The following is a 17743-nucleotide window of genomic DNA, read 5'->3' as shown; positions in this document are numbered from 1 at the left end:
ATGCGCAAGCAGCAAAGCCCTTGCGTCTGCGGTCCGGACATGTTGATCGTGCCGCGGATGACCCGCGAAACCGAGCGCACATGAGCGTCTTTGTCCTCCGACGTCTATTGACCCTGCTGGCGACGCTGGTCGGCGCATCGCTGATCATTTTCCTGGTATTGGACGCGCTGCCGGGCAATGCCGCGCAGATGCTGATGGGCGCCGACGCCTCGCCGGACGCGGTGCGCGCGCTCACCGCCAAGCTCGGGCTCGACCAACCGCTCCCCGTTCGCTATCTGCAATGGATCAAGGGCCTCCTCATTGGCGATCTCGGCAATTCCTATGTCTATGGCACGCCGGTCGCGGGCCTGATCGCGGAGCGGCTGGTGCTGACCATCCCGCTCGCGATCATGTCGATGGCGATCACGGTGACGCTGGCGCTCTCGGCCGGCATCTACACCGCCGCCAACCACAACAAGCTCGGCGACGTCGGCGTGATGTCGCTGACGCAAGTGGGCATCGCGCTGCCGAACTTCTGGTTCGCGATCCTGCTGGTCCTGTTGTTCGCGGTGCGGCTGCAATGGCTTTCGGCGGGCGGCTTCGCCGGCTGGGAGGACGGCGTCTGGCCAGGCGTCAAGTCGCTGCTCCTCCCGGCAGTCTCTCTGGCGGTGGTCCAGGCTGCGATCCTCGCCCGCGTCACGCGCTCGGCCGTGCTCGAAGTGCTGCGCGAGGATTTCGTCCGCACCGCGCGCGCCAAGGGGCTGGGCAAGCGCGAGGTGCTGTGGAGCCACGTGCTGCGCAACGCCATGATCCCCGTGATGACGGTGATGGGCCTGCAATTTGCCAATCTGCTCGCCGGCACCATCGTGATCGAGAACGTGTTCTATTTGCCGGGCCTCGGCCGGCTGATCTTTCAGTCGATCGCCAACCGCGACCTGATCGTGGTGCGCAACTGCGTGATGCTGCTGGCGACCATGGTCGTGATCGTCAATTTCGTCGTCGACGTGCTCTATGCCTTCATCGATCCCCGCATCAAGGTGCACGACCTGTGAGCGCGCCCGTGACCACTTCCATTGATGCGACCGTCGCGACGCGCCGTCTGCCGGCGAAGACCTTCTGGGGGCGCGCGCTGCGCCATCGCAGTTTTGTCCTCGGCGGCTCGCTCAGCCTGCTGGTGCTCGTCTCGGCGCTCTTGTCGCTGGTGTGGACGCCGTGGTCTCCCTACGAGATCGACATCGCCTCAAAACTCCGGCCGCCCTCGGCCGCGCACTGGCTCGGCACCGATTCCTTTGGCCGCGACATCGTCTCGCTGCTGCTCGCCGGCGCCCGATCCACGATTGCGGTCGGCATCATCGCGGTCAGCATCGGTCTCAGCTTCGGCGTTTGCCTCGGCCTGATTGCGTCCGCCAAGCGCGGCTGGACCGAAGAGATCATCATGCGCTTCTCCGACTTCACTTTCGCCTTTCCGGCCGTGCTCTCGGCGATCATGCTGGCCGCGGTCGTGGGGCCGGGCATGGTGACCTCGATCATCGCGATCGGCATCTTCCAGATCCCGACCTTGACCCGGCTGACGCGCGGCTCGGCGAATGCGATCTGGGCGCGCGAATTCGTGCTGGCCGCGCGCGCCTCGGGGAAGGGAAAATTCCGCATCACCATCGAGCACGTGCTGCCCAACATCCTGTCGATCCTGATCGTGCAGGTCACCATCCAGTTCGCGCTCGCCATTCTGGCGGAAGCCGCGCTGTCCTATCTCGGCCTTGGCACCCAGCCGCCGCAGCCGTCCTGGGGAAGGATGCTGAACGATGCGCAGACGCTGCTGTTCCAGTCGCCGATGCTCGCGGTCTATCCGGGCGCCGCGATCGCCGTCGCCGTGCTCGGCCTCAATCTCCTCGGCGACGGATTGCGCGACCTGCTCGATCCCCGGCTGGCGCGGGAGCGGTGACAATGGCTGAGCGCTCCACCATGCCGCTGATCGAGGTCGACAATCTCGGCGTCCGCCTCAACACCAGCCGCGGCCCCGCACAGGCCGTGCGCGGCGTCAGCTTCGCACTCAAGCGCGGCGAGACGCTCGGGCTGGTCGGCGAGTCCGGCTGCGGCAAGTCGGTCACCGCGATGTCGCTGATGGGCCTGTTGCCTGACAGCGCGGTCGTCACCGGCAGCATCAGGCTCGACGGCAACGAGCTCGCCGGCTTACCGGATGCGGACTACTGCCGCCTGCGCGGCAACCGCATCAGCATGATCTTCCAGGAGCCGATGACCGCGCTCAATCCGATGCACACGATCGGCAACCAAATCGCCGAGCCGCTGCGGCGTCACAAGAAATACTCGGTGGCGCAGGCGCGGAAAGAGGCGATTGCCTTGCTCGACCGTGTCGGGCTGCCCGATCCGGCGCGTCGCGTCGATGCCTATCCGCACCAGTTCTCCGGCGGCCAACGCCAGCGCATCACCATCGCCATGGCGCTCGCCTGCGAGCCGGATCTCTTGATCGCTGACGAGCCGACCACCGCGCTCGACGTCACTATCCAGGGCCAGATCCTCGACCTCATCGCCGATCTCGTCGAGGAGCGCGGAATGTCGATGATCCTGATCTCGCACGATCTCGGCGTCATCGCCGAGAACGTCCAGCGCATGATGGTGATGTATGGCGGCACCGTCGTCGAGAGCGGGCCGACCGACGAGGTGTTCCGCCGCATGGGTCATCCCTATACGCAGGGCCTGTTCCGCGCCCGGCCGAAGCTCGGTGCGCGCAAGGGGACGCGGCTGAAGACGATCTCGGGCACGGTGCCGGAGCTGGCTGACCTTCCGGCCGGCTGCACCTTCTCCGAGCGATGTCCGCTCGTGGTCGATGCGTGCCGCGCCGCGCTGCCGCCGATGGTGGACGTCGGCCCCGGACACGGCGTGCGCTGCATCAGGACTGACGTCTCCATGGCTGCGAATGTCGGAGCGCTGTCCGCATGAGCACCGCGCCCCTTCTCGATGTGAAGGATCTCGAGCAGCGCTACACGCTGCCGCGCGAGAGCCTGTTTCGTCCGCCCGGACAGGTGCGTGCGCTCAACGGCGTCAGCGTGCAGGTCCAGGCCGGCAAGAGCCTCGGCATCGTCGGCGAGTCCGGCTCCGGAAAGTCCACGTTTGCGCGCGTCGTGATGGCGCTGGAGCGGCCGACCTCGGGGCAGGTCGCGCTGCTCGGCCGCGATCTCAACCGCATTCCGCCCGACGAGCTGCGCCGCGCCCGACGCGATTTCCAGATGGTGTTCCAGGACCCCTACGGCTCGCTCGATCCGCGCCAGACCATCGCCCGTATCGTCGCCGAGCCGCTCACCGTGCTGGAAGGCGCCGACCGCACCACCTTCCGCGACCGCGTCGCGGCGGTGCTGCGCCAGGTCGGCCTGCGCGATGCCGACATGGACAAATATCCGCACGAGTTCTCCGGCGGCCAGCGTCAGCGCATCGCGATTGCGCGGGCGCTGATCACCCAGCCGAAGCTGATCGTCGCCGACGAGCCGGTCTCCGCGCTCGACGTCTCCGTGCAGGCCCAGGTGCTCAACCTGATGCAGGATCTCCAGGAGCAGTTCGGCCTCAGCTACATCCTGATCAGCCACGACCTCGCCGTCGTCGACTATCTCTGCGACGAGGTCGCGGTGATGTATCTCGGCCGCATCGTCGAGCAGGGGCGCCCCGAAGAGTTGTTCGAGCATTGTGCCCATCCCTATACGCGGGCGCTGCTGGATGCCGTGCCGCGGGCGCGAGCGGGGGGCGGCCGGCGCCGGCGCGGAGCCCAGGCGATCGCTTCGCAATCGGCGGCTGCCAGCGGGTGTCCTTATGTCGCGCGCTGCGCACTCGCCGACCAGCATTGCCGCGAGGCCCTGCCTGAGCTACGCAGGGTAGGCGAGGGGCACCTTGCCGCCTGTCACAAGGCGGAGGCCGTGATGGCGTTGCCGCCAGCCGCCATGGAAGGTTAATGTCCGGAGCAGGATTGGCGTAGGCTTACGAAAACAGCAGGCCGGGGAGTTACGAGATGTTCAGGAAACTATCCATCGTCGCATTTGCCGCCGCGCTCGCCGCGGCGCCGCTGCCGGTGCTGGCGCAGAGCAAGAAGGACAGCGTCGTCATGGCGATGACGCTGGAGCCCCCGGGGCTCGATCCGACCAACGCGGCGGCGGCCGCAATCGCCGAGGTCACGCTCTACAACATCTACGAGACACTGACGAAGATCAACGAGGACGGCTCGGTCTCGCCGCTGCTGGCGGAGAGCTGGACCGCATCGCCCGATCTGAAGACCTACACCTTCAAGCTGCGCAAGGGCGTCAAATTCCACAATGGCGAGCCCTTCGATTCCGCGGCGGTGAAGTTCTCGTTCGAGCGCAACGCCGCGGCGACCAGCACCAACAAGGACAAGAGCCTGTTCCAGGCTTTCGAGAAGGTCGAGACGCCTGACGCAGACACCGTCATGATCACGGTGAAGTATTCCGAGCCGAACCTGCCGTTCCTCCTTGGGCAGGCGAGCGGCTCGATCGTCGAGCCGAAGAGCGCTGCGACCAACGTCACGCAGCCGGTCGGGACCGGGCCTTACCAGCTAGGGGGCTGGGCCAAGGGCTCCTCGATCACGCTCAACAAATGGGCCGACTATCGCAACGCCTCGGCGATCAAGCTCTCGAAGGTGACGATCCGCTTCATCTCCGATCCGGCCGCCCAGGCCGCGGCGCTGCTCTCGAATGATGTCGACGCATTTCCGCGCATCGCGACCCGCGTCGTTGCGCAATTCAAGTCTGATCCGCGCTTCACGGTGCTGATTGGCGGTTCCAGGGCCAAGACCATCGTCGCGATCAACCACCGCAAGAAGCCGCTCGACGACGTCCGTGTTCGCCGCGCCATTCTCGCTGCGATCGACCGCAAGGCATTGATCGACGGCGCCGTCGAGGGCTTCGGCACGCCGATCGGCAGCTTCTACACGCCGGGATCGCTCGGTTATGTCGACACCACCGGCGTCAACCCCTACGACCCTGAGAAGGCCAAGAAGCTGCTCGCTGAAGCCGGCGTCGCCACGCCGCTCGAGCTGTCGCTGAAGCTGCCGCCGCCGCCCTATGCGCGGCAGGGCGGCGAGATCGTCGCGGCCCAGCTCGCCAAGGTCGGCATCGTCGCCAAGATCGAGAACGTCGAATGGGCGCAATGGCTGTCGCAGGTGTTCGGGCCCACTGGTCCGCACAATTTCGACCTCACCATCGTCAGCCATGTCGAGCCGTTCGACCTCGTCAAGATCACCGAGCCGGACTACTATCTCGGTTACAATAACGAGGCGTTCAACGCGCTCTACAAGCAGATCGTCTCGACGCCGGACGAGGCCGCCCGCGCAAAACTGCTCGGCGACGCCCAGCGCAAGCTGGCCACCGACGCCGCCTCCGCCTACCTGTTCCAGCCGCAATGGCCGACCGTCACCAACAAGAAGCTGAAGGGCGTCTGGAAGGAAGTCCCGCAGTTCGAGAACGATTTCTCGACCTGGTATTGGGAGTAGCGGAGCGAGAGCACGCTCGTCGTTTGAGGCGCCTTAGTGCCTGAATGCAGATCTAACACCGTCACGCGTTGTCGAGCTCGTGCCTCAGGATGACGGGATGAGGAGCGTGCTCGACAACGCGTGGTGGAGTGGAGCTGCCTGCGTAAGTCGTTGACGCCGGCTGCACGGCCGCTCGATGAGAGGCGCGTCGCCCGTTGCTGCGCCCTCTCCCCTTGTGGGAGAGGGCGGCGACGCCGGTAGACACGGGCTCACTTGGGTGAGGGGTCTGTCGCCGCAGATGCTCTCTATCCTTCCTGTGCGGGCCTGGGATCGACTGTGACCGCGATCCGCGCGGCGCCGACAGGGACGCTCGTGATGCGCGCGCCTGTATCCCAATTCCCACACTTGCGAGCAAAAGAGATCCGTTTGTCGCTTTTCGAACAGACGGAAAAAGCCCGCTCCGTTCCAATTCCCCAACGATCGAAAACAGTCATCGGTGGGGGAAGCGAAATGGAACGTTCCCTGTTAGTTGAGATGGCGCGCGACAAATATGTCGAGCGTTGCAAGCAACGGGCCTTCGATCATCTGGACCGAGGCGATCTCAAGAACGCCGTCGCCTCGTTTGTCGGCAATATGAACGCGCGTCCCGATTGCGAGCTGCCGTCCTACCTGGCAGCGCTCGGCGTTTTGCTGCTGACGATGAACGATGCGTTCGGCTGGAAAACGCTGATTGAAGGATTGAGGTGATGATCCGATAAATGCGGGCGTAAGGAGACGTGGGGATGGCTCACTACCGGGCTTACCTTTTGGATCAGCACCGCCACGTTATAAGCGTAGCCAAATTGCAGTGTGCCGACGAGCAGGAAGCACGGGAACGTGCTGCGCAATTGGTTGACGTCAACGACGTCGAGCTATGGCAGCTCGACCGCCGTATTGCGGTGTTTGAGGCCCCGACAAGCCGAACCTCGCAGGCTGCGGGAAAGGGACAGCCGCAGCGCCCCAAGGACAAATGAAGCAGCGTGTCAGTGCGCGAATCCCGCGAGTTGAATTCGCGGAGACAACCCCTGATCCGGCGGCGCCGTGCGGTCCGCGGATTTTCCCGGTTAGATGCTTCCGGTTCCTGTCAGGAACTTCCGTGATCAGTCATCGCTGCGCGCTGGCCGCTTGATTTAGATCAAGCACGAGACAACGAAATGCCAAATGCATGCGCTGGTGCCGTCGCCGCTCGCGCGGGCATCGCTCGCGGAAGCCAGCGGATCGATGGCGCCTCACCATCAGGAGGTGGCTCATGGTTCGCTATGGTCTGATTGGTTTCGCGGCAGCTATCCTCGTCGCTGCCAGCCTGGTGCCCGATGACGCGTTTGCTCGCCGTGGTGGAGGCGGCGGCTTTCGTGGAGGAGGAGGAGGATTTCATGGCGGCGGCATGCGCGCCGGTGGCTTTCACGGCGGTGGCATGCGTGCTGCGCACGTTCGGGGCGGCGCCGTTCATGCCGGGCGTATCCACGGCGGTCGCGGCTATGGCGTGGCCGGAGGAGCTCGGCCGTCGCATCCGATAGCAGGCCGCCCGATTGCAGGTCGACCCGGCTATCCGGGACGCCCGATCGCTGGTCGCCCGGGGCGTCCCATTGCAGGTTATCCGGGCTACGGCGGCGGCTACTACCGCCCGGGCTTGGGCTATGGTGCTGCCGCGGTTGGCGCCGCCGCTGCCTACGGAGCCTACGGCTACTACAATAACAACTACAACAGCCGCTGCTACTACGACGCCAACGGCAACTACGTCTGTCCGGGGCAATATCCGTATCAGTATCAGTATTGAGAAGACCAGGTGAGCGCGGACGGCGGTGACCGAGGGCCGCCGCCTGCTCCCGGCTTTCTCGCCGCCGATTGTTCCGGATCGAACGTCTCGAGAGCTTTCTTCTCTCGCGGCCTCAGGATGGGCACGAGCGATACATCGCCTGCAGCAGGTTTCCGCGGAGGAATATGGTTCGGGGCGTCAAGCCGCCGCGATGGGCGATCCAGCGCCGCACCGGTGCGGGATACATGAGATACATCATACGGGTCGCGCCCGCGTTCGTGACAGCCCGTCCGCGTGGACCAATATCCCATGCGGCGTGGAACGCCAGCTCGGCCCGCGACGTCACGCAAATCCTTTCGGCGGGCAGGGTCGCCAGGACAATGGTGCAGGCCGACGCGCAGAAACCATCGATGATGACACTCTGGCCCGAGGCGCGCAGCCGCTCATACTTGTATATGTACTTCCCGATCGATCCACCGCGATCGTTCGTGATCCGTATGGTGGCATCGCCCGAGCGCGATCCTGTGACCATGAGTGCTGCGATGACGAGCCCCGCCCAACGTTTCATCCCAGGCCCCTGCGCGTTGCCTGATCAATCCTCGTGAGTCAGGCTTCGGTGGGCTTGATCCAGATCAATCAACTCAAAAACACGCCGACATCGGCGCCGGGTTGCCGACGTAACGGTTGATCGCGCTAGCCACGGATCGCTTCTTGTTTGGCGATGACCGAATACAGCCTCTTCGCTGCGCGCTCCTGTCGGAGGCAAGGCGGTCAACTTTGGGTCGCTCCAGCAACGTCCCGCGACGGCGATTTGTCAGAGAGATTGTCCCAACCAGAACGTGGACTCATTAGCGCCGAGCCATAGCTTGCTCGAAGCGAGTTGGATGAAGGCTAGGTCGTTGGCGGCAAGATGGGGCGTCGCTCGTGGTGCAGCATTCTGCTATTGTGGTCTTTTCATTGTTGAATATCGGCCAATGGAGCACGCGATGCCAAACAGCAAGGAGATCGAGGCGAAGTCGCACAACCCGGTGCCGCAGGGCTATGTGCTTGGTGCCGGAGAGGGTGAACACCTGATCCATTTTCGTGATGGCGGCAACATCTTCATCAAGGCTGACCCTGTAACGGGGTCCAATAATCTTGGCCTCGGCATTCAACAGCTACCCAAGGGCTCAGGCATTCCGGTTCACCGACACCTCGACAGGGACGAAGCCTTCTACGTTCTGGAGGGCAGTGGCACGGTCACACTCAACGATGTGCGTCACTCCTGCGAAAGAGGAGGAATGATTTTCATACCCAGGAACACGTGGCATGGTTTCAGTAGTCCAGATCAGGAGCTGGTTCTGCTGTGGATCATGGTGCCCCCAGGCCTCGACGGTTTCTTTCGCGAAACCTGCAGCCGACCCGGCGAGCCGCGAAAAGAATTGACGCGGGAGCAGATCAACGCAATCGGTCTCAAATATGGGGCGGAATACTAGGCGGGCTCAAACATTAGCCCACAAGCGCTAAGACGCTGAGTCCGAAATTGGCCCATCTGCGACCTCTGGGAATGCCCGCTCTTCAGCCGCCGTTGGCGGGTAACGGGACGTCGGTCGGCAGCTGTTTAATGAGTCGTGCCCTAGACTGCTCCCTCAACATAACGTCGTCGAATCCCAAATCATCCCGAATTAAATTCAGGAGTGATTTGATTTGCCAGGTTGCTCTTCTCGCGGTGGATCGGCCATGAAGGAAATGCAGGCCCAGCTAGAACTGCTCCGCGCGCAAATCGCCGAATGCGAACGACTTCAGAAAACTGCCAAGAACCAGATCAAGCGCGACACATTCACGAGATTGCTCGCTCGCTACAGGGCGATCGCTGTGGAGTTGGAGCGAGCAATAGCAAGATTGCCACCGGCTCGCGGTACTTTCCCGGGGCGCAAAACCAAAGAACCCCGTCCGAAAGAAGAGTAAGGCCCACCTGAATCGGCAGCCTCTACGGGCTCTCCATCCAATGTGACCTGTTGGCCTGGGTGCGAAGTCGATGTCTCCAGATCATCCGTTCGTCGGCGACTCGATCCAGCAGATCGAGGACGAGATCGTCGTGGTTGAGGCCGGTCTCTCGAGCCTTCCGGATATACCCACCGATGCTGGCTCCGAGTTTTGCTGCAGCTTCAAAGTCCGATTTGCTCCCTCTCGACAAATAGCGCCGGCCTCGTGTCGCTCGCGATGGCTGCGTTAAACGTCACTGGATTGCATCAGTTGTGCGCGAACGATTTGAAGTCGTAACGAATTCGAATCACGTCCGGAAAGTGAAAATTAGTTCTGCGTCATAATCATAATGACTCCGTCGCAAAAAAAGAAAATAAGGTGCAAAAAACAAAAAATAGTCGGGAGGAGTAAATGGATACTGCGAGTCGCCTGCGCGCGATGGCATCGCTGTGCCGTCAGACAGCCGCGCATCATCCTGATCGAAGTTGGAAGCTGCTCGCCGAAGCTGAGTATTGGGAGCATTTGGCCAACGATACGCCGCTCGATGATCTCGAACTTTGCCAAGTTGGCTCACCGCCTCATGGAGAGAGCAGCATCGCACAACCGACCGCGGCCATCGCAGGGGGAGTGCAAGACAGAATAGCTTGTTAGCTTCTGTTAGCTTCTATGTGCCTAACTGGTATGTGCCTAACTGGAAGCGCGCCGATTACCGCCGATTGATGCGGGAGATCAGCCGAGGCTAGGGCCCTTCGGGCTCTACCCGTGCGCCTCGTTTATCAGGCAACGCCCTGCCAGGGACGGCTACTTCTTCAACAGTATCCCCATGCTCCGCGCCATTCGTCGCACCGACCCGGCGTGACGGCCCAATTCGGCGGCTATCTTCGATGCGCCAACTCCCTGCCGGGCGAGCCTGATCAATCGGCGGACTTCCTGCTCGGCCCATTGCTTTGGCTTCGGTGCTTTCATTGCGGTGCTCGACTGCACCAGTTAACCAGCAGGGTGATAGGCCGACACTTGGGAAATTTACGGGTGGTGTTTGCTCCCAATCGGCATCCGACGCCTGCCAGCCGCCACGAGGCACACGGCTGCGCGCAACGGCTGTGCCGCTTGCTCGCGCGCCTCTAACCTTGATGTATTCTGATGACCCATCGCTAAACTGCGTGGGTTGCTCCCGCTGAAGCCCAGCCGCACGTCAGCGCCGCCGAGCCGTCGATCCAAACGCCTTTCGCGCCGGTATTGCCTCCCACAGGAGGTGAACGAGGATAACGCCCAGACTTCGGAATAATAGCATTATACCGCTGTGTTGCCCGTCCGTGTCAAAGGGGGCCGTGGCCACCGCGTAGCCGTTTATCGTGCGAGTACCCGACGTGCTCTGACAGGCGGACGGCTCGTTGCCGTGACCGCTTGATAATTGGCGGCTTTGGATCCGAACGGACGTTTGATGGGGGCGAGGTGCGTCCTTTGGAAGCACCACCAGACGGCGAGAACAACATTGACTGAACGGTTCGGTCAATCGAAGCTCCGCCTGAGAGCCAAGGAGAAGCGATGTGACCGACACAACGAACTCCCCTCCCAGCCGGCGTCCGTCATCCCGCCCGATGATCCGACGCGGGAAGTCCGTATCGCGATGCCAGATGCGCCGAATGTGCGGCACTTCTCCGTGCCGTTCGGAGATACCTACACCGTCCGGGTCACTGGTCAGGAAAGCGGCGGCCGATACTGCCTGATCGACCCCGGCCGGGCGCGCCGCGTTCGCATGATTGCCGTCTGAGGAATGCAGTCACGTTCAATCTATTTGAGGGGAAACCTGGATGTCAGAACTTGCACTCAAAATCCGCACCTCGTTCATCTGCACGATTCCCTCTGCCGTGGTTACGCAGGCACTGGCGCAGGCTGGAGCCGATGCTGTCGTTATCGACCAGGAGCATGGCGCGATCGGTCCCGAGGCCCTTCATGCGATGATCGCGTCAACTGCCGGTACGCGCTGTCGTCCCGTTGTCCGGGTCGGCAAGCGCGATGAAGCAATGGTGAAACTGGCGCTCGACATGGGGGCGGCTGGAATCGTTTTTCCGCAGGTCCGTACAGCGCAAGAGGCCGCCGAGTGTGTCGCGATGACACGCTATCCGCCTCGTGGGACGCGCGGGTTCGGTCCATTCATTGGCCATTCCCGATGGAACGTGTCCTTTGAAGACTACTTAGCGAAAGTTGGCGACACGATCGTCTGCAACATCCTGATCGAAACGAAGGCCGCGATCGAGAATATCGAGGCGATTTGTGCCGTCGAAGGCATTAGCGCCTTGGTGCTTGCCCCATTCGATCTTTCGGTTGAGCTAGACTGCCCCGGCCAGTTTGAAGACCCTTCCTTTCTGAAGGCGGTAGAAGCGTTCGAGCGAGCTACGACCGCGGCAAAGGTGCCGAGGAGTACACTCGCTCTAACAGACGAGCAGGTCCGATCTGCGATAGCGCGTGGTTACGCCGCCGTAGCACTTGGCTTTGACGTTCTGATGCTCAAGAACGCCGCCGCTGTGGCAACCGGCTGGGCAAGGCAGGCGTAGCTCAGAGCCGCGACGACAGTTCCAACACGAGATCGCGGCGGCCTATGTGATCGCCTCCCGCGCGGTGAACCAAGTCCTCAAGGAAATTACTCACGTCGGCAGCAAGGAAGAGGCCGCAAGGCGCATCGGGCGCACGGCATAGTCCATTGCGACTTGGCGAGCGGCTCCGGTCGCTCGCCTCGTGCGCGACATCGTCTCCCGCCGCCAGTAGAATTTCGACTTCTTACACTGGCTATACACTCGGGTGTAGACCGACTGATATCGCTAGGTTGTTTCCGCTGTTGACTTTCCCGCAAGGGGAGAAGGAAGAGGGGCATGCGACGATTTCGGAATAGTCGCATTACGCCCTTGTTTTGCCCCGACGAGTTAAACCGCCTCAGTGGCTGCGCACGTAAGCCGTTGATTTCGCTATCCCCGGCTACTGTGCATGGGGTTGTTTTCGCATTTTTTGTTTGGCCGGTATCTGCTACGCCGCCGCCGGCAGATCCGGATCGGCAATCGCCCCTGCAACACGTACCCGCACACGCAGTGCGTTGCCGGGCAGATAGGCGATCGGCATGTCCTCGACGTCGACGGTCTTGAGGCTGTCGCGCGCGGCGCCCGCCTGCACGGCGCGGTCGGCGGCGATGTCGCGTGCGGCGGCGATGGCGTCCTCGCGGCTGAGATCGCGGAACACCTGATCGGCTTCGCCGGAGACCTGCGCGATCGCAGCGCCCACCGCGTTGGCGCAGTCGCCATGCGGCACGCGCACGATCTCGGAGATGCCGGGCAAACGATCCGGCACCAGGAAGGCGCCGCCGCCGACCGCGAGCAGCGGTACGTCACCGGCTTCGGTCTTCATGCGGTCGATGTCTTCCTCCAGCTTGCGCCAGGCATCGCGCAGCGCGGCCTCGATCAGCCGCTTGGGCAGATTGGCGACGCGCGAGCGGTCGCCGATGTCGATCAGGCCGGCGGCGACGGCGATGTCGGTGGCGGTAAGGCGCGAGCCGCCGAACACCAGCGCGTCCGACGTCAGGCGATAGCCGACGCTGAGCGGGCCGACGCGGACCGGATCCTCGTCGACATGGCTGCCGCCGCCGAGCCCGATCGAGAGCAGATCGGGCATGCGGAACAGCGTGCGCACGCCGCCGACCTCGACGACCGCATTGGCTTCGCGCGGAAAGCCATGACGAAGCTGGCCGATGTCGCTGGTGGTGCCGCCGACATCGACGACCATGGCATCGTCGAGGCCGGAGAGATGTGCGGCGCCGCGCATGGAGTTGGTCGCGCCGGAGGCAAAGCTCATCACCGGGAAGGCGGTGGCGATCTCGGCCTGCATGACGGTGCCGTCGTTCTGGGTCAGGAACAGCGGCGCATCGATGCCGCTGTCGGCGATCGCCTTGCGGAAGGCCGCGACCGTGGTGACGGCGAGGTCGTGCAGCGAGGCGTTGAGCAACGCGGCGTTCTCGCGCTCGAGCAGGCCGATGCGGCCGAGATCGTGCGACAGCGTCACCGCGACGTCGGGGCAGATCTCGGCGAGGATCTCCCGCGCGGTGGTCTCGCAGGAGGGATCGAGCGGGGAGAAGCTCGAGCACACCGCGACCGAGCGCAGGCCCTTGTCCTTGATCTTTCGCGCGGCGTCCTTGAGGCCGGCGACATCCAGCGGCATGAACGGGCGGCCGTCGTAATCGTGGCCGCCCTCCAGCATGAAGATCTCGCCGTTGACGAGGCTGGCGAGATCGGTCGGCCAGTCGCAGAACGGCGGCAGCGAAGCGCTCGCGGGCATGCCGATGCGGATCGCACCGATCTTCTGCACGTGACGGCGCTGCACTACCGCGTTGATGAAGTGCGTGGTGCCGATCACGACCGCGTCGACCTTCACCGCGGCAGACGGCTCGGCACGCAACGCCTTCAACGCGTCGAGGATGCCCGAGGTCACGTCGGCCGTGGTCGGCCGCTTGACGGAATGAACGACCTTCTCGTCGACGATCAGCACGGCGTCCGTGTTGGTGCCGCCGACATCGATGCCAATACGCTTCATGGGATCTTAAGCTCCAGCCGCAGCGGGCGAGAAGAGGGAACGGAAATCGAGGTCGTAGCCGAAGGCGCGCGGGCCGACGAATTCGAGACCGCGGGCGCTCGTCAGCACTGGCGGTGCGGGTAGGGCGACGACGGTGACGCGCTGGCCGTAACGGATGGTCTCGGTGCCGATGCCGTGGCCGTTGACGCTGTCGAGCACGCAGATCAGGTCCGGCGAGGTCGCGATCGCCTCCTCATCGCGCCAGGCCACGATCCATTCGTTCTGGAACGAGAGCTTGAGCTTGGTGCCGCGATCGGCGTCGCTGCCGTCGACCATGGCGGTGCCGCGCAGGAAACCCTCGGTGGTGCGCCGGGCGACGTCGACGATCTTGCCGGTGAACAGTTTTTTGCCGCCTTCGGTTTCGAGCAGCGCAGTGATCGGATCCTCGTGACGGCGGTTGGCCTCCTGCACGGCGCGGCCGATGCGGATCGCCTTGGTGGTGGTGAAATGGATGCCCCAGTCCTTGACCTCGCGCCCCGTGCGCGGCGCCTTGCTGGTGGAGGCGATCGAGCCCATCTCGACGCAGATCTTGCGGCTCGCCCGCTCCATCCACTTCCAGCTCGGCACCTTCGTTACCACGGCTTCGATGCCGCGGGGATCGTAGAGCGTGCAAGGGTAGGGGCGCAGGCCCCCGATCGCGACCGATGTCATCTGCGCCTCGGGGAAGGCGCGGCCCATGCAGTCGGCGTCGACCACGGGAATACCGAGATGCGCGGCCGCCATCAGCGCCTGCACGCCGTTGCCGCCGCCGATCTCCACGGACATCACGGCGCGAAACTTGATGTTGTTGATCTCCTCCTGCATGCGCACGGCACGTGCGATGTTGCGGCTGTCGGCAAGGCGCTCCTGTCCGACCAGCGGCGCGCCCATGTTGGAGACAACAGCGACCCAGTCCTCGTCGTCGAGGTCGAGCGGCGACATCAGTTGCACGCGGTGGCCCTCGGCATAGAGCCGGCGCAGATTGAGCAGGCCGAGATAGGGGCTGCCGCCGCCACCGGTGCCGAGGATCCATGCGCCGACCGCGAGTGCCTCGATCTCCTCGAGGCTGATCGTCTTCAACTCCACTTTGCTCACGACACCAGCTCCTCGACGATGCGGGCCGCGGCAGCGATGCCGAGGATCACGGGGCCGGGATAGGCCTTGCGCACGCGCGCCTTGTTGGCGCTGGTGTAGCTGATGCAGTCCATCACCACGAGATCGGGCTCGAGGTCGGCCATCGTGCGCGCGGCTTCGTCGACCGTAGCCTCACTGGATCCGGGGCGCAGCGTGATGCCGACGACCTCGACGCCCTCGCGCTGCCACTTCTTGTCGATCAGCGCGGTTTGCTCGGGCAGCGGCGAGAACACGCCGAGCCGGCCTTTCGGCAGCACGGCCTCGACGAGATTGTGCAGGATGGCCGAGGGCAGGATGACGAGACCATCGGCGGCGAGGTTCGGGAATTTGCCGGTGCACGCCATCAGCGTCACGCCGACGCCTTCGTGCTTGAAGCGCGTGATCTGCTGGCTCGCGCGCCGCTCGACTTCCTTCTTGCTGATGGTGACGCCGTCGCCATTCGGCAGCAGCGTGAACAGCGTGTCGTAGCCGTCCATCGGCGGGATGGCGTCGATCTCGGCGCGGCTCATGCCGTCGAGCGCGCCGCGCAGCTCGATCTGGATGCCCGGCGACAGCACGGCGGCGATCTCGGCAGCGACGGTCGGGCGCGGGCTCTGGCCGATCACGACCACGCCGATGCGCTGGTGTTTCAATGGCATGTTCATGTCTAGTCCTTCAACACGACGAGATCGGCCGGCGTCCATTCGAGTGTGACGCCGTTGCCGGGAACGAACAGGCGGCTCGTGCCTGCATTGGGCTGTTGCACGAGGACGCGATGGCCGCCCTCGAGCGTGATGCGATAGAGCACGGCGCCACCGAGGAAGTTGGTGTTCTCGACGGTGCCATGGGCGGAGCTGCCGGCCGTGGTGGCGGCGTCAACGCGCGGGTTGAGGCGAATCTTTTCAGGGCGGAGCGCGACCGAGAGCACGCCGGTGCCCTGCGCTTCGGTTGGCGGCAATGCCAGGATCAGGCCCTTGCCGACATCGAGGCTTTGGCCTGCGGCGGTGCGCTCACCGCGGAAGATGTTGGTGTCGCCGATGAAGTCGGCGACGAAGCGCGTCGTCGGCTGGTTGTAGATATCGGTCGGCGTGCCGACCTGCTCGACGCGGCCGCCGTTCATCACGGCGATGCGGTCGGACATCGCCAGCGCCTCTTCCTGGTCGTGGGTGACGAAGACCAGGGTCAGGCCGAGCTTCTTCTGCAGCTGCTTGAGCTCGAATTGCATCTGCTGGCGCAGCTTCTTGTCCAATGCGCCGAGCGGCTCGTCGCAGAGCAGGACGCGCGGCGCGATGACGATGGCCCGGGCGAGCGCCACGCGCTGCTGCTGGCCGCCGGAGAGCTGGGCGGGGCGGCGATCTTCCAGCCCGGACAGCTCGACCATGGCGAGGGCGGCCTTCACCTTCGCTGCGATGGTCGCCTTGTCGAGCCCGCGCATGCGCAGGCCAAAGGCGACGTTCTCGGCAACGGTCCGATGCGGGAACAGCGCGTAGTTCTGGAACACCATGCCCATGTCGCGTTTGTGCGCGGGCACGTGGGTGATGTCGGCGCCGTCGACGCGGATCGCGCCCGAGCTCGGCGTCTCGAAGCCGGCGATCATGCGCAGCGTCGTGGTCTTGCCGCAGCCGGACGGGCCGAGCAGGGAGAAGAACTCGCCCTGCCTGATGTCCATCGCGACGGCGTCGACCGCGCGGACGCCGCCGTCATAGACCTTGCTGACGCCGGCGATCTCGATCGATGCGCTCATGCGCGGAAGATCCGGTTGACGCGCTGGTCGATCTCGTCCTTGCGCTCGTTGTACCATTTCCAGTCGACCTGGATCAGCTTGGAGACCTTCTCGGGCGTGGTCAGCAGCTTGGCGTCGTACTTGGCATCGAGCTTCACCTTCTTGTTGGCCGGCGAGTACCAGACGGTTTCAGCCAAGCGCTTCTGCACTTCGGGGCGCAGCATGTAGTTCACATAGGCGTTGGCGAGCTCCTTCATCTTGCTGCCGGGCGTGATGGTCAGGACCTGCTCCAGCGACAGCACGCCCTCGCTCGGCGACACGAAGTCGGTCGGCTGGTTCTGGCCGTCGTAGCGATAGATGCCGGAATCGTGGATGACGCAGAGGCCGACTTCGCCGGAGAGCAGCATCTTCTCCATCGCACCGGTGAAATCGACGATCTTGATCGGCTTCAGCTTCTCCAGCGCCGTGTAGGCCGCGTCGAGATCGGTCTGGCCCTTGCCGAACAGCGTGCCGCACATCATCAGGAAGGCCTGGCCGAGGCTGTTGACCGGAATGACATAGCCGCCGCGGACGCCATTGTATTTCGCGTCCCACAGCTCCTTCCAGGAGGTGATGTTGCCATAGCCCTTGTCGGTGCGCATGCCGAGACCGATGGCGCTGGTGAAGATCGAGACGCCGACAATCTTGTGGCTGACGGCGTACGGATAGACGTCGGCGAGATTCGGTACCAGCTTTGGATCGATCTTCGGCTCGACCAGGCCCATCTCGGCGGCGGCCCACTGCTCATTGGAGTTGGTGTGCAGCACGTCGTAGATCGGCGCCGAGCGCGAGCTCGCCTGGAGTTTTGGCAGATAGGGGAAGGCGGAGTCGGTCTGGAGCTTGCACTTGAACTCGCTCTCGAAGGCGGGGCCGATCTCGGCCTTCATGATCTCGCCCCACTTGCCGCCCCAGCCGGTGATGCGCAGCGTCGGATCGTCGGCGCGCGCGACGTAGGGCGCGGCGATGGTGCCTATGCCGAGCGAGGCGCTCGCGGTCAGAAAGCGGCGGCGGCTGAGCCGTGACGATCCCAGAGCTTTCATCATGTGTC

Annotated in this window: 18 protein-coding genes; 12 read left to right on the top strand and 6 right to left on the bottom strand. The window is 63.9% G+C overall.

Features of this window, described 5'->3' with window-relative positions; translation table 11 throughout:
• Positions 1 to 80 precede the first annotated feature (80 nt).
• The 8 genes from JQ635_RS16600 (at position 81) to JQ635_RS16565 (ending at position 7283) form a co-directional block, all read left to right on the top strand.
• Complete coding sequence (locus JQ635_RS16600; RefSeq protein ID WP_211410911.1) at positions 81 to 1031, top strand: ABC transporter permease; 951 nt, start codon at positions 81 to 83, stop codon at positions 1029 to 1031.
• A complete protein-coding gene (locus JQ635_RS16595; RefSeq protein WP_211410910.1) occupies positions 1028 to 1921 on the top strand; it encodes an ABC transporter permease in 894 nt (297 codons plus the stop codon). Before JQ635_RS16600 ends, JQ635_RS16595 begins: the two co-directional genes overlap by 4 nt.
• A 2-nt stretch (positions 1922 to 1923) precedes the next feature.
• A complete protein-coding gene (locus JQ635_RS16590) occupies positions 1924 to 2937 on the top strand; it encodes an ABC transporter ATP-binding protein (protein WP_211410909.1) in 1014 nt (337 codons plus the stop codon).
• Entirely contained in the window at positions 2934 to 3938 is a 1005-nt protein-coding gene (locus JQ635_RS16585; protein ID WP_211410908.1) for an ABC transporter ATP-binding protein, read from the top strand. Before JQ635_RS16590 ends, JQ635_RS16585 begins: the two co-directional genes overlap by 4 nt.
• A gap of 56 nt (positions 3939 to 3994) precedes the next feature.
• On the top strand, positions 3995 to 5488 hold the full coding sequence (locus tag JQ635_RS16580) for an ABC transporter substrate-binding protein (RefSeq protein WP_211410907.1): 1494 nt from the start codon (positions 3995 to 3997) through the stop codon (positions 5486 to 5488).
• Between the two features lie 315 nt (positions 5489 to 5803).
• Positions 5804 to 6214, top strand: a complete 411-nt coding sequence (locus JQ635_RS38980) for a hypothetical protein (RefSeq protein WP_246583577.1) — start codon at positions 5804 to 5806, stop codon at positions 6212 to 6214.
• Between the two features lie 35 nt (positions 6215 to 6249).
• The gene (locus JQ635_RS16570; protein ID WP_211410906.1) at positions 6250 to 6480 is read left to right on the top strand and encodes a hypothetical protein; all 231 of its coding nucleotides are present in this window, start codon (positions 6250 to 6252) and stop codon (positions 6478 to 6480) included.
• Positions 6481 to 6755: 275 nt separating this feature from the next.
• Complete coding sequence (locus JQ635_RS16565; protein WP_211410905.1) at positions 6756 to 7283, top strand: hypothetical protein; 528 nt, start codon at positions 6756 to 6758, stop codon at positions 7281 to 7283.
• Between the two features lie 112 nt (positions 7284 to 7395).
• Here JQ635_RS16565 and JQ635_RS16560 read toward each other — a convergent pair whose 3' ends face one another.
• Complete coding sequence (locus tag JQ635_RS16560; RefSeq protein WP_211410904.1) at positions 7396 to 7830, bottom strand: hypothetical protein; 435 nt, start codon at positions 7828 to 7830, stop codon at positions 7396 to 7398.
• A gap of 418 nt (positions 7831 to 8248) precedes the next feature.
• On the opposite strand from JQ635_RS16560, the gene JQ635_RS16555 reads away from it, so the two are divergent.
• From JQ635_RS16555 to JQ635_RS16540, 4 genes are all read left to right on the top strand, one after another.
• The gene (locus tag JQ635_RS16555; RefSeq protein WP_211410903.1) at positions 8249 to 8737 is read left to right on the top strand and encodes a cupin domain-containing protein; all 489 of its coding nucleotides are present in this window, start codon (positions 8249 to 8251) and stop codon (positions 8735 to 8737) included.
• 244 nt (positions 8738 to 8981) lie between these two features.
• Positions 8982 to 9209 carry a hypothetical protein gene (locus tag JQ635_RS16550; protein WP_211410902.1) on the top strand — a complete coding sequence of 76 codons (228 nt, stop codon included), beginning with the start codon at positions 8982 to 8984 and terminating at the stop codon, positions 9207 to 9209.
• A gap of 1510 nt (positions 9210 to 10719) precedes the next feature.
• The gene (locus JQ635_RS16545) at positions 10720 to 10998 is read left to right on the top strand and encodes a hypothetical protein (RefSeq protein ID WP_211410901.1); all 279 of its coding nucleotides are present in this window, start codon (positions 10720 to 10722) and stop codon (positions 10996 to 10998) included.
• Between the two features lie 40 nt (positions 10999 to 11038).
• Positions 11039 to 11782 (top strand): HpcH/HpaI aldolase family protein, encoded by a 744-nt coding sequence (locus JQ635_RS16540; RefSeq protein WP_211410900.1) that lies wholly within the window; start codon positions 11039 to 11041, stop codon positions 11780 to 11782.
• A 466-nt stretch (positions 11783 to 12248) separates the two neighbouring features.
• Here the strand turns inward: JQ635_RS16540 and JQ635_RS16535 are convergent, their stop codons facing one another.
• Genes JQ635_RS16535 through JQ635_RS16515 form a run of 5 tightly spaced genes read right to left on the bottom strand, consistent with a single transcriptional unit; the run spans position 12249 to position 17738 of the window.
• Complete coding sequence (locus JQ635_RS16535) at positions 12249 to 13802, bottom strand: hydantoinase/oxoprolinase N-terminal domain-containing protein (RefSeq protein WP_211410899.1); 1554 nt, start codon at positions 13800 to 13802, stop codon at positions 12249 to 12251.
• A 6-nt stretch (positions 13803 to 13808) separates the two neighbouring features.
• The gene (locus tag JQ635_RS16530) at positions 13809 to 14915 is read right to left on the bottom strand and encodes a DUF917 domain-containing protein (RefSeq protein ID WP_211410898.1); all 1107 of its coding nucleotides are present in this window, start codon (positions 14913 to 14915) and stop codon (positions 13809 to 13811) included.
• Positions 14912 to 15598, bottom strand: coding sequence for an AroM family protein (locus JQ635_RS16525; RefSeq protein ID WP_211410897.1), 687 nt, complete (start codon positions 15596 to 15598; stop codon positions 14912 to 14914). The genes JQ635_RS16530 and JQ635_RS16525 overlap by 4 nt, the downstream gene beginning before the upstream one ends.
• 2 nt (positions 15599 to 15600) lie before the next feature.
• Positions 15601 to 16677, bottom strand: a complete 1077-nt coding sequence (locus JQ635_RS16520; RefSeq protein WP_211410896.1) for an ABC transporter ATP-binding protein — start codon at positions 16675 to 16677, stop codon at positions 15601 to 15603.
• Positions 16674 to 17738 carry an extracellular solute-binding protein gene (locus tag JQ635_RS16515; RefSeq protein WP_211410895.1) on the bottom strand — a complete coding sequence of 355 codons (1065 nt, stop codon included), beginning with the start codon at positions 17736 to 17738 and terminating at the stop codon, positions 16674 to 16676. Before JQ635_RS16515 ends, JQ635_RS16520 begins: the two co-directional genes overlap by 4 nt.
• Positions 17739 to 17743: the final 5 nt, after the last annotated feature.

It is taken from the genome of Bradyrhizobium iriomotense (assembly GCF_018130765.1).
In the GTDB taxonomy this organism is placed as follows: domain Bacteria; phylum Pseudomonadota; class Alphaproteobacteria; order Rhizobiales; family Xanthobacteraceae; genus Bradyrhizobium; species Bradyrhizobium iriomotense_A.
This window is presented reverse-complemented; position numbering and strand designations above follow the sequence as displayed.